7 protein-coding genes are annotated in these 12,557 nt (G+C 66.2%); 4 read left to right on the top strand and 3 right to left on the bottom strand.

All coding sequences use genetic code 11. From position 1 onward, the window contains the following. Nucleotides 1–16: 16 nt before the first annotated feature. Nucleotides 17–1,843 (bottom strand): zinc-ribbon domain-containing protein, encoded by a 1,827-nt coding sequence (locus AB0I03_RS17430; RefSeq protein ID WP_360413646.1) that lies wholly within the window; start codon nt 1,841–1,843, stop codon nt 17–19. 450 nt (nt 1,844–2,293) lie between these two features. Here AB0I03_RS17430 and AB0I03_RS17425 point away from each other — a divergent pair, with 450 nt between their 5' ends. The 3 genes from AB0I03_RS17425 (at nt 2,294) to AB0I03_RS17415 (ending at nt 4,140) form a co-directional block, all read left to right on the top strand. Continuing rightward, nucleotides 2,294–2,752, top strand: a complete 459-nt coding sequence (locus AB0I03_RS17425) for a single-stranded DNA-binding protein (RefSeq protein ID WP_360413643.1) — start codon at nt 2,294–2,296, stop codon at nt 2,750–2,752. 79 nt (nt 2,753–2,831) lie between these two features. Next, nucleotides 2,832–3,767: a DUF4192 domain-containing protein gene (locus AB0I03_RS17420; protein WP_360413640.1), complete on the top strand. Its 936-nt coding sequence runs from the start codon at nt 2,832–2,834 to the stop codon at nt 3,765–3,767. Nucleotides 3,768–3,858: 91 nt separating this feature from the next. Continuing rightward, a complete protein-coding gene (locus tag AB0I03_RS17415; protein ID WP_360413637.1) occupies nt 3,859–4,140 on the top strand; it encodes a hypothetical protein in 282 nt (93 codons plus the stop codon). 6 nt (nt 4,141–4,146) lie between these two features. Here AB0I03_RS17415 and AB0I03_RS17410 read toward each other — a convergent pair whose 3' ends face one another. Next, the gene (locus tag AB0I03_RS17410) at nt 4,147–4,455 is read right to left on the bottom strand and encodes a hypothetical protein (protein ID WP_360413634.1); all 309 of its coding nucleotides are present in this window, start codon (nt 4,453–4,455) and stop codon (nt 4,147–4,149) included. A 298-nt stretch (nt 4,456–4,753) separates the two neighbouring features. Here AB0I03_RS17410 and mobF point away from each other — a divergent pair, with 298 nt between their 5' ends. Further along, a complete protein-coding gene (mobF, locus tag AB0I03_RS17405) occupies nt 4,754–9,406 on the top strand; it encodes a MobF family relaxase (protein ID WP_360413631.1) in 4,653 nt (1,550 codons plus the stop codon). Between the two features lie 30 nt (nt 9,407–9,436). Here mobF and AB0I03_RS17400 read toward each other — a convergent pair whose 3' ends face one another. Next, nucleotides 9,437–12,514 (bottom strand): hypothetical protein, encoded by a 3,078-nt coding sequence (locus AB0I03_RS17400; protein ID WP_360413629.1) that lies wholly within the window; start codon nt 12,512–12,514, stop codon nt 9,437–9,439. Nucleotides 12,515–12,557 lie beyond the last annotated feature (43 nt).

The raw sequence follows: 12,557 nt of genomic DNA, 5'->3' as shown, positions 1-12,557 counted from the left end.
TCCAAGAACGGTCGTGTTAGCTCTGCGGAAGCTGATCGAGCGCCCATTGCCGTACCTGGGCGATGACACCTTCAGGTTCAGGAGCAGTCGCGTACACCGTGAACTCGATATACCTGCGGTCCTGAACCGGAAGCGGCCCGAGCGGATGCTCGCGCAAACGGACGACGACAAAGCCGGCGGCGAGCAGGTCAATGGATTTGTCGCGGTCGATGTCTGCCTTGTCCGCATGCCAGTAGGCGCCGTCATATTCGATGGCGAGTCGGCGCCCGTCAGCGAGTTCAACGGAGATGTCGACCGTCCAGGAGGATCGCCGCTGGAACGCATTGTGACGGATCAGTTCGCCCGAGCGGGCGGTACCGAAAGCCCGCTCGACGGCGGCACAGTACTCGAGCTCGACCTGCGATTTCCCATGCTCACGGCATTCGGGGCAGCCTGCGCCGTTGGATCGGGAGGCGAGCGCTGCCTGCCAGCGGTGGCCCGGGTCAGTCGAGCACACCCATGCGGGCACGAAGTTGGTCGAGGCGAACGGACGCACATGCCAGGCGGTGAGGGGGTTCTCTGGCGCCCATTCTGCGGCGAGCTCGGGGTAGTGGTAGGCGAGTGAGTCGAGGATTGTGCGGCACTGAGGGCATCGAAGTCGCGCGTACTTGTCGCGGTTCGCCGTAGTGTCCTGCCACTCGTGGCCGCAGTTGGGGTCCCTCCACCACACCTTTCTGCGGGAGTCCGGCGAGATCTCGGCAAGGCGGAGGCGACCGTTCTTACTCGGGTGCCACTGGGAGGCGATTTCAGGATTGATCCGAATCGACGCCGGATCGGCGTCGGCTGCGGCCCGATTCGTCGCGCGTGTGGCCTGGCCTTTGCAGGTGGGGCAACCGGAGCCGAGGTAGCGGTATGGGTCGACTCGGGGGTGATGGCCACTGGAACAGCGGAATCGGAACAGTCCATGAGTTCCGGTCACCATGACGGTGCGCGGGTCGGCCTCATCCGCCCATGCGGCTAGGAGCTCGGGGACGTCAAAGACCGGCGTGGTCTTGAACTGCTCGTACTCGACACGGAATGCCGCCCGCCGCTTCTCCTCGCAGTCCGGACATGTCGCCTTGAAGGTCATGTCCAGCACCTTCGCGGTGAAACGCAATCCGCATTCAGGACAGCACCATGCCACTTCGCGGCGTGCCTTGGGCGTTGCCGTCGCCCACCACGCAGGGTCATTGACTTCGTGGTCCCACCACGCAACCGCCGAGAGCCCGGAGTCTTTGAAGAGGGTCTTCGCTCGTGTCGCCTTCGCGGTACCTGCTGCGGAGCCTTTAGGTGCTGTGGGCGTGCTTGAGGACTTGCGGTTGTTTTGGCAGCTGCAGCCCCAGCCGATATCGCCAAGGCGCTCGGCGCTCTGTCGACCGCATCCGCGGCAGCGGACCAGATGCGGGTCCTCGCGCATGGAGGGATCGGTCAACGCACCGAGGTATTCGAATCCGCTCGCTTCGGCCTTGGCCTTGACCTCGCTCGCCGGGATCGGAAGGTCGTCCGGATGGAAGCCTTGGCGCTGGCGCGCCTCCTCACCCCACTGCCGCCAATAACAGGCCCTGCAAGTCGCCTCGTCCACCGCGTTCTTCTCCAGGGTGTACTCGAACCGGTAGTGCGCCTCGCACCCGCAGGTCAAGCACTTCGTCAAGCGGTAAGCCTTCGGTGTTGCGAACGGCTCCAGCGGTTCAACGCCTCCTCGGCGGAGGATCTGGGTGATGTGCGCGTCGCACCAGGCGGGGCGCGAACGGGTCCGGAACGCAGTGGGGTTCGTGCAGAGCAGCTCAGAGCACTCCTGGCCGCGTGAGGTCGATGAAGTCGTCACCCGCCCATCATCCCCGAGAATGTCGGCGCGCAGGGAACTCGCGTGCCCCACTTCGGAAGCCGCCCTTCGGTTCGGACGAGTTCTTCGCGGCGGTCACCGCGTGTTGCGCGGCCACACTGCGGGGCGTTCCCTAACGCCTTCAAAGCGAGGGCACCCTCTCGCTGTCCTCGTCGGACTCATCTGACGCAGTCGGGTACGTCTGCCCGGGTGTGCCGGCTGTGGTGTGAGGACGCTACGCGACGGCCGCCAGTCACCGCTCCTTCGTCGCTCGCAAGGGCGCCTGCGCACTTTCTTCGCCGAGGCGCTCCTTCGTCGCTGCGAACAAAGTGCTGGACCCCCTTGACGTGCCTGGCGTCTTCGCCGCGTGGACGCGGCCTCACCACAGCGGCACAACACCCGGGGAACGCCCCGGCCGCCGCGCCAGCACCAACCCCAACAAGGAGTCACATCATGGAGTTCCACTTCGCCGTCGAAGGCCAGATCGTCCGCCGCGACCCCGAGGCCTTCGCGACCCCGAACGGCAACCAGGGCGTCCGCTTCGAGCTCGCCCACAAGCCCACCTACCGCGACTCCTCCGGCAAGTGGGCCGAGGGGAAGACCCAGTTCTTCGACATCACCTGCTGGGGCGCCCTGGCCGACAACGTCCTCGCCAGCTTCAAGCGCTACGACACCGTGGTCGTCACCGCACGGTCCCTCTTCGCTCAGGAGAGCAACGGGTTCGCGCATCTCAAGGTCACCGCCGAGAACGTCGCCGCGAGCTTGCGCTTCGGGACCGTCGTCCCCGCCCGCAAGGAGCGTGTGGCGAACGCCGAGGTCCGCACCGCCGACGGGGAGACCCGCCCGGTCACCGTCGAGGACCCGTGGGCAGGCACCAACGCGAAGCCCGCGCCCGAGCCGGTCGCGGCCTAGCCGGAAGCGGGGCGGTCTTGGGGGCCGCCCCGCTTTCTTCATTCACCGCTTACCTTTCACGACCTCTTGGAGTACCGACATGACCATCCAGACCAAGCTCGCTCTCAATGGACCGGCCGACCTCATCAGCGCCGTCCCGTACCTGCTCGGGTTCGAACCCGAGCACAGTCTCGTCGTCGTCTGCCTCAAAGACGGTCAGCTCGCCTGCACCTTCCGGGTCGACCTGCCCGGCAGCTTCGATCACCTCGACCGCCTCCCATCGCTCACCGCGCAGGCCGCGGTCAACGACTGCGAAGGCGCGGTCCTGATCGCGTACGGCGAGACCGAGCTCGCCACCGCCTGTCTCGACCGCGCCGCACTCGACTTCCGTGACAGCCAGATCAAGGTCATCGATACGATCCGCGTCACCGACGGTCGCTTCTACAACCCGAACTGCGCCGACTCCTGCTGCCCGACCGAGGGACTTCCCGCCCCCGAACACTCCGCAATCGGCACCGCCTTGGCCGCCTCCGGCGTGGTGCGCCACCCGGATCGCGCCGCGATCACAGCACTCCTGTGCCCGGCTGACCCGGCTCGCCGGGCTGCGGTGGCGACTGCCGTTGATGAGGCCGTCACCGCGGAGGCCGAGCTCTCGTGGGCCGACCAGCGCCAGATCGATCTCGCCGCCGTGGACCAGTGGCTCAGCGCCGCCGAGCTACCTAACGAAGCGGCCGACATCGCCATGCTCGGGCTCGCGCTCGGGGACTTGGACGTCCGCGACCACGCGCTCGTCGCCAGCGACATTGACCCGAGCAAGAACGCCGATCTGTGGATATGGGTCGCACGCCATCTCGAGGACGATCTGGCCGTGCCGGCGCTCACCGCGGCCGGCTGGTGCGCCTACCGATCCGGCAACGGCGTCCTCGCGCTGGAAGCCTTCGAACAGGCCCTCAACGCCAGCCCGCAGTACCGGCTCGCGTTGATGCTTCTCCAGGCGCTGCAGGCCGGCATTCCCCGCAGGCCCTCTCAGCCCTGACTGCTAAGCACGCCAACGCGTAGACAGACATCGACCAGCCCCGCCCGCTTCACAGCGGGCGGGGTTTCTTCATCCTGATGGGAGGTTCCCCGTGTCCGAGCCCGACACCTCTACCGACGTCCTCGCGACGCTGCAAGCCGCCGAGGCGGCCTTCCAGTCTGCCCGTGAGCATCTCCGGCAGGCCGAAACTGAACGCTACCGCTCGATCTGGCGAACCCTCACCGCCGCTGAGGACATGGCGGAACTGCGCGCAGCGCTCCCGGTCACCATCACCGCCACGTCCCTGCGTGCCGCGGTTCGCCGCCATGCCACTGGCGACACCCGGTACATCCAGCCCGAACTACCCGACCTGGACGACGATGTCGAGCGCTGAACCGGCCTACGCTGTCGCGCTCTCCTGATCGCGAGCGGCGGCGAGGAAGGCGCGGACCTCGCCGATGGTCAGATCGCACAGCTTGCCGATGCTCTCCTGCGTCTCGCCCAGCTGCTGCAGCTCCTGGACGCCCGCCGCTATGGCGAGACGCCCCTCCTCGACAGCGAGCTTCGCGGTGAGGACGTCGATCACGGTCCCCTCGATCCGTGTCTCACGCTCGCGGACTTGAGCGATGCGCCGCCGGCGAATCTCGCCAGCGCGACGCGTCGCCAATGTGCGTTTACTCGGTTGCGGTGTTCTCTCGAAATCGTTCATGATAGCGACAATAAACGCGATCCAGCCGATCCCGCAACCGCCGATTCTCGCAATTCCATGACCCCTCGGCATTACCCGTATTTCTTAACGACCGGCCAGGACGAATTTAGGCACCGATCGGCACTAGAGCGCCTCTACCAGGACTGACGTCGACCAGGACGCGCCCGGCCGAAATGAAGGACACACCTCTTGCACGTTTCGTGAATCAGGACCATTCGGTATTGGAACCCGCTCCATGAATGGCTAATTTTGATCCTCGGGAATTGTCGGATAGGCGGGGCGGGGGTGGTGCGCGGTGATGACCGTACACAAGCTCTCGGTCGGTGACGGCTACACCTACCTCACCCGCCAGACCGCCGGCGGCGACGTCCAGCGCCAGGCCGGGCAGTCGGCGGCGGACTACTACACGCAGGGCGGGAACCCGCCGGGCCGGTGGACCGGTTCGGGCATCGCCGCACTCAGCCTGGAGCCCGGCCAACAGGTCCAAGAGGCCCAGATGCGGAACCTCTTCGGCGAAGGGCTCCACCCCGATGCCGAAGCACGCCAAGACGCCTACCTCGAAGCGCATCTTGTCCCGGGCTTGTCGAAGACCGAGCGGGGCCGCGTCCATGCCGCTGCTGAGCGTGCTGGGAAACTCGGGCAGAAGTTCCCCGCCTACAAGACCCTCGACCCGTTCCATGACCGGGTGGCGAAGCGCTTGGGCGACATCGCCTCCGAGACCGGACGGCAGCCGACCGCAGCGGAGGTTGCGAAGGTCAAGCGGGAGGAGTCGCACCGGCAGCGGGCCGGTGTCGCCGGTTACGACCTGGTGTTCACACCGGTCAAGTCGGTGTCGGTGCTGTGGGCGCTGCACCCCGACGAGCGGGTACGGATGGAGGTGAAGGCAGCACACGACGCCGCGGCCGGCCGAGCGGTCGCGCTGCTCGAAGAGCACGCAGCGTTCACGCGCTCGGGCGCGGGCGGGGCGGCGCAGATCGAAACTCATGGGCTGGTGGCGACCGCGTTCGACCACCACGATTCCCGCTCGGGCGACCCCGACCTCCACACCCACCTCGCCGTGGCGAACAAGATCCAAGGCCGCGACGGGAAGTGGCGCTCGCTCGACGGCACCGCGCTCTTTGCGGTCGGGGTCGCGGCCTCGGAAACCTACAACGCCGCCATCGAAGCCGAACTGACCCAGCGGCTCGGCATCGCGTTCACCGACCGGCCGGGGCCGGCGAAGTCGAACCGACCCGTCCGCGAGATCAACGGCATCGACCCCGCCGTCCTGAAGCACTTCTCGGCCCGCCGCACCGCAATCGAGGCGCGATACAGCGACCTGCGCGCCGACTACCGCTCCCGTCACGGCCGCGACCCGAGTCCCCAGGCCGCCCGCGAACTTGCCCAGCAGGCGACGCTGGAGACCCGCGAGGGCAAGGACGCGCCGCGTCGGCTCGAGGAGATGCGCAGGGCGTGGACAGGTCAAGCCATTGCCCGTTTCGGACCGGCGGTCATCGGCGAGATCGAGCGTGCAGCCCCCGGCGCCGCGCTGGCCGAGATGAGCACTGCGCTCGACGGCCGCGAGGTCGCGCGGCTCGCTGATGCGGTCGTTGTACGCGTCGGTGAGGAGCGGGCGACGTGGAGCCGGTGGAACCTTCATGCGGAAGCCGCCCGAGTGGTCCGCGCCGAGCACGGCGCCCTCGGCCCCAATGCGCAGCGCGAGGCCATCGGCCAGGTCGTCGAATCGGCGCTCGGCGAGGGGCGATCGATCCGGCTCGGTGGGACCGCGCCGGTGAGCGAGCCGGAGCTGTTGCAGCGCAGCGACGGCACCTCCGTGTTCAAGCGTCACGAGGCCGACCGGTACACCTCCCAAGCCGTCCTCGACGCCGAACAGCGCCTCGTCAAGGCGGCCCAGACGCCGACAGTGTGGTCAGCAGGGGCTGAGGCCATCGCCGGACGTATCGCCGCTTTCGAGTCCCGACGCGACCAGACCTTGGACGAGGGACAGCGGCAGCTCGTGACCGCGTTCGCCACCAACGACCGGTTGCTGGCAGTCGGGATCGGGCCCGCGGGCTCGGGCAAGACCACAGCGATGCGCGCCTACAAGGAGACCCTGGCCGCCGAAGGCCGACGCCTGGTCGGACTCGCGCCCTCTGCGCAGGCCGCGGCAGTCCTCGCCGCCGACCTCGGCATCACCTGCTCGACCGTCGACAAGTTCCTGTGGCAGATCAACCCGGGCAACCTCCTCAACGGCCCCGACCTCGTCGATTCAATCCGCAGGGTCGAAGCCGCGCAAGCCGAGCAGCGCACCGGGGTCGACACCGACGTGCTCATGACCCCCGTTCACGATCTCCGGCCCGGAGACGTCCTCTTGGTCGACGAGGCGTCGATGGCCGGGACGTTCAACCTCGACCGCATCACCGCGCTTGCCGAGTACGCAGGCGCGCAAGTGCGGCTGCTTGGTGATGACTGCCAGCTCGGCGCGGTCGCCTCCGGCGGCGTCCTCCGCTTGATCGCCGCCGAGGTCGGCGCAACCGAACTGCGCGATCTTCACCGCTTCCAAGGCCCCGTCTTCGCGGCCGCCTCACTCCGACTCCGGGAAGGCGACGCGGCCGGGCTCGACTACTTCCAGGACCGCGGTAGCCTGCGCGGCGGCTCGCGGGACGCCATGCTCCAGTCCGCCTATGCCGGTTGGAAGGCCGATGTCGCGGCCGGGAAGACCAGCTTGATGATGGCCTTTACCAACACCGATACCAGCACTCTTGCCACGTGGGCTAGGGCCGACCGGATCGCTGCCAGCGAAGTCGCCGAGCACGGCGTGGCCCTGGGGAACGGACAGACGGCCGGGCGCGGGGATTGGGTCGTCACCCGCCACAACCAGTACGACCTGAAGTACTGCGGAGGCAAGGACTTCGTCCGCAACGGCGCCACCTGGACCGTCGCCGCCACCAACCCGGACGGCTCCCTCAAGGTCAAATCCCGTGAATCCAGCGGGACCCTCACGCTCCCCGCGGCGTACGTCGCCGAGCATGTCGAACTCGCTTACGCCGCCACCATCCACCGCTGCCAGGGCATGACCGTCGACACCGCCCACCCCATCCTCACCGACCAGATGACCCGCGACGCCCTCTACGTCGCCGCCACCCGCGCCGCCGAAACCACCACCCTGTACGCCGTCACCCACTCCGAGATCCCCGCCGACCCCGACCACCGCGGCGACAAACCGAAGTGGGACCCCAACGCCACCGCCGCCCGCGAAATCGCCGAACAGATCCTCGCCCGCGAACCCGACAACCTCTCCGCTACCGAGACCGACCAGCGCCTCACCGCCCGATCCGGCGACCTTCACGAACTCGTCGCCCGCTACCGCACCGCCGCCGACATGGCTGCCGACCACCACTACAACGAGCTCATCACCCGCGTTCTCACACCCGCCCTCGCCGCCGAGCACCTGGCCGACATCGAGGCCAACGGCCACGGCGCCCTCGCCGGAACCCTCGCCAAAGCCGAAGCCGCCGGGTGGAACCCCGAGCAGATCCTCACGCTCGCCATCGCCCGGGGACCCGTGGACGACGCGGGTTCAGTCAGCGCCGTGCTGATCGGGCGCATCAACGGCCACATGGAAGGCCACACCCCACCCCCAGCAGGCGCCCAACCCACACCGGCCGACCTCGCCCGCTACCGGGAACTCCTCCGGCCCCATTACCCCGAAGCGAATCTCGACACCGCGACCGCGCTCCACCCCAAGCCCGTCCGGTTCCCCACCAACGCCGCTCACGAGGCCGAACCGATCCAGGCTACCGACCGCTACCGCACCGAACTCACCGAAGTCCTCGGGGCGGAACTCGCCGACCGCGTCACCGCGGAGCGGGCCTGGCCCGCCGTTATCGAGTCCCTGCGCCGCGCCGAGGAAGCCGGCCAGTACTCCTCCGAAGCACTCCAGCGTGCTGCCGCACAACGCGACTTCGACCGCCTCGACACCATCGCACCCAACCTCGCATGGCGCATCGAACGCCAAACCCGCCTCATCGAACTCGACCCCACCCACACCGGGCAAGCCTGGCCCGCCCTCGCCTGGGCCATCAAGGCCTGGGAAAACGCAGGAGGCGACGGAACCGAACTCATTGACGAACTCGCCGAGGGCCGCACTCTCACCGGCCTCGCGCTCGAAGCCGGCCACGAACTCACCTGGCACCAACGCCTCGAAGCCATTGAGGCCGCTCCCCACCCGCTCCCCTGGGCTGCCGCACCCGCCCCACTCCACCACAGTGACGCCGTCCCTGCCGACCTACGCGACTACCTTGGCCACGTCGCGAACGCCATCGGCGCCCGCGTCAACCACCTCACCGAGCACGCCGTCACCGAACGACCCGCCTGGACCGAGGCCTTCGGCGAAGCCCCCACTGACGAAGCCATCTTCGAACGCTGGCGCACAGCCATCGCCCTCGTCGCCGCCCACCGCGACCAACTCCGCGTCAACACTGACGACCCTGACCACCCTTTCGGCCCTTACCCCGAAGTAGGCCGCGCCGGGCACCACTCATGGTGGGCCGCAGCAAGCGCCGCCCTCACCATCGACAGCCCGGACGTTCCCGCAAGCGCCACCGGCCTGGCCGCGACTGCAGAACAACAGCTCTCCATTGCCATCACGCACGACATCTACGATGCGCTTCCCGTCACTGAACGCGAAGCCGTTCACGAGCAGATCGCATCTACCTGGGGATCGACCTGGCAGCTTATCGCCCGAGATCCGTCGGTGGCCGCGAGCCAAACCATCCTGGCCGCCGACCTTGTCCACGCACTGTCCGATCTCGAATTGCTCACGCCCGAACTTGCTGCTGGTCTCCGGATCACCGCTCCACACCTCAAAAACGAGCGGCACGAAGAGACCGGACACACCGTTCTACCGCTTCAACAGAGTGGGGACAGTCTGGGCGCCTCCAGCCCACACACAGCCAGTCAAACTCGATGACTTCTCCCCGACTTTGAGCGGGGCCCAAGGCTAGTCGTTGGACGACCCACGGTCGGGCTCGGCTGGATCGTGTTGGGTGCTCCAGCCGAAAAAGTCGCTGTGCGGGAGGTCATCGGTCCAGTAGCCGTACCGGTTGCCGAGGATGGTCAACACCGATGCGGAGTCGATGGGGTTCCGGTTGAACTGTAGACCCCATCCGAGCGCTGTGGCGGTTGCCGACATACCTAGGGCGAATTCGAGTGAGACCCGTGTGACGTCGCTGGGTTCGATAGAAGGATCGTCTGGTGCTTCAGGTCGGTGTTGTTCTTCGCGGAGGTGCCGCTCGTAGCTCTCAATGGCCTCGGCAGTGTGAGTGCCGTAGCGCGCGGTGATTCTCGCGTTTATCACGAGGTTGGCAAGGGCGTTGAGTAGATGCCAGTCCTTCCAGCCGTCGGTTCTGAGCTCGGAGAAGACAGCGAAGGTGCTGGGATCGGCCTGGAGCCGCGCCAGGCTGTACCGCAAGACTGGAGGCAGGTTCTCGTATCGGGCCCGAACCTCCGCCATAGCAGTTTCGGTTGAGTAGCCGGGCCCTGGTGTGGTGGGTGGTTTGAGGTGTGGGGCGCACCGATCGGGGAAGTCGTCGGGGTCGCCGAGCGATGGTACGTGAACGGCGGCGGCGGGACTGCGGTAGTCGGCTCCGTTGAGGTCGGCGAGTTCGCGGTAAGGGCGTCCGAATTCGAGTTTGTGGGCGAGGCCGGACGCGAATGCCTGGTTCAGGAGCCCGAGGAACTCGCGCGCGGGCAGCATGGAGTGCGCGATCAGGATTTTCACCGCGACTTTCAGCAGCTGCCGTGGCCACCGGTCGACATCGACTGGCCCTGTTGGTGCGTAGACGATCCAGCGGTCGGGGTGTTCCTGACTGCTTTGGGCGTCGAGGTCGGAAGCTCCGGCCCCGGAGCGGGATGGTGTTCGGATCTCGATCTCGAGATCGGCAGGAAGGAAGAGCGGGTCGAGTGAGGCGAGCTCGACGAGAAGTACTTGCATTGACGCGGTGAACTCTTCTGCTGCGAGGACGGAGGTGCGGTGGTTGTCGGACACGACTCGCCATCGCAGTCCGAGGGCGGAGAAACGGGTCTGCCATTGACGGTCGGCATCAGCAAATGGGGCGGCGGTCATGTCGTCGGCGGACTCGATCCACTGTTGCTCGTCCCAGGAGGTGGTTTCGTCGGATTGGGTGATGCTCTCGTAAAGATGCTGGCCGAATCCGGCGACGTCAAGGATCTGTCGAAGCGGATTTACTAGTGCGGGCCGGTGCTGTTGTGCGGCAATGAAGGTGACTTGTTGTTGGGTGATCGCGTCTTTGAGGTAGGGGAAGCGGCCGAAGTTGACCGGATCTGCGGTGAATTGCAGTTGTGCGAGGAGTGCGACGGCAGTGGTCTCGGCCGAGGTGATCCAGGCACCGGCCTGGTGGTCGTAGCTGGCGGCTTGGAAGAGGGCGCGAGGAATGTAATAGCGATCGTGGTCGTCGGTCGACTGCATAGCGATTGCCGCGACGGCGAGAGCGTACTTCTTTGCAGCCAGGGGCATGTGGAGGTGGCCGTAGATGTCGGCGATGATGTTCATGGCATGGAGGGATTCGTGCAGGGTGTCACCGTGCCACCAGTTGATCTTGGCTTCGTGGAATTCACGGAGCGCATGCAAGAGCTGACCGGTCCGAGCTAGCTGCATTGCACGTTGCAGACACTGGTGCGCGACCTTATCGTGAGCGCCTTGAGCAGCCAGGACAGCGTCAAGACCGTCCCGGACTGTGGAGTACTGGGCGTGACCGATGAGGATCGGTGTCAGGAGGCTGAAGCGCTCAGTGAGGGCTTCGATCGGGAGCATACGTGCGTCGGGCAGTGCGTCGACGAGTTCGACCAGCGCAGCCATGCCGCCATCGAGGTCGAGGAGTGGCATTTGCGGATGGACTGGGGGCAGGTCTCCGTAATCGAATTCTCCGACTGGAATCTCGATCTGCTCCCCTGGAGGAAGCGGGTACTCAGCAATCAGGGTGTTGTCGATCTGCAGTGCCAGCGTCACGGTGACTTCAAGCAGGATAGATCGAGCATGGTCATGCGGGCTCGCCTCCAAACAGATCCGGGTGCGCTCGCGCGTCTGGTCGATCCAGGCAGCGACTTGGGCCCACGTCAAGTTGGAAGTGCCACTGACCGAGGAGGCGCTGCAGTATTGCAGCAATCGACTCGCATCCGAAAGCAACGTCGGGCTGGTCACCGAGTCCAGCTCCGCGAAGAAGTCGAGAACGTGCTGCTCGGCCGGAACCAGAGTGCCGGTGCCGCGAAGATGAGCGACGGCCAGTTCGTATCGGACACGCTGACGCATCTCAAGGTCAGGGTGACTGTTAAGAATCCGCTCAGTCAGTTGCATCCAGCCACCGAGATCGCGACTGGCATCATCGTGGAAGGTGGCGTATCGCAGACAACGGGAGAGTTCGAGAAGGTCGCCAAATGCGTTCGGCGGCTCGGTCCGGGCTTGCCAATCGTCTCGCAATTTCACATACCACGCAGGCACCGACGGATCGGGCTCCGGAGGTGCAGGCTGCAGTTCCGCAGGCAAGTGGAGGTATTCCTCTGCGATCCAGTAAAGCTCGTGGTTCGCGAGCAGCTCAGACAGGGCTGCGCCGTCCACGATCTCCAGTTCAACTCCGTGTTCGGCACGAACCTCGTCCTGAATCTCATGGCGAATGCCTGAGGCAAGCCCCTCGGTGGCGAAGAAGTAGACCCGGTCGACTGGGGTGCCCTGGGAGCAGATCGATTCCAGATCGCTCTTGATCTTGGTGCGAAGATCCTTTGACTGGAGGGTGCAGGCACATGCAACGGTGTCTTCAGTTGCCAACGCGAGGAACCCGACCGAGAACGGAAGCTCGTCTTTCAGGTAGGTCCTGAAAGTCTCAAGGTCCCTGCCCTGATCGCCCTTCGCTGAGACTGGTCCTGTTGCCGGGATGACATTGCTGACGAAGCGTGCCTTAGTCACATACCGGCACAGATGCTCGAACTCATGATGAGCGTTCTGACTGCCCAGATCGTGCAATCTGAAACGAATGAACTGAGCGAGTTGTTCTGGGTTCGCCACGGGGTCGTCCTCGAGAGGTGCGGGAGGAGCCGCTAGTCGGCGG

This window comes from Glycomyces sp. NPDC021274, assembly GCF_040641195.1.
Classification (GTDB): Bacteria; Actinomycetota; Actinomycetes; order Mycobacteriales; family Micromonosporaceae; genus Glycomyces.
This window is presented reverse-complemented; position numbering and strand designations above follow the sequence as displayed.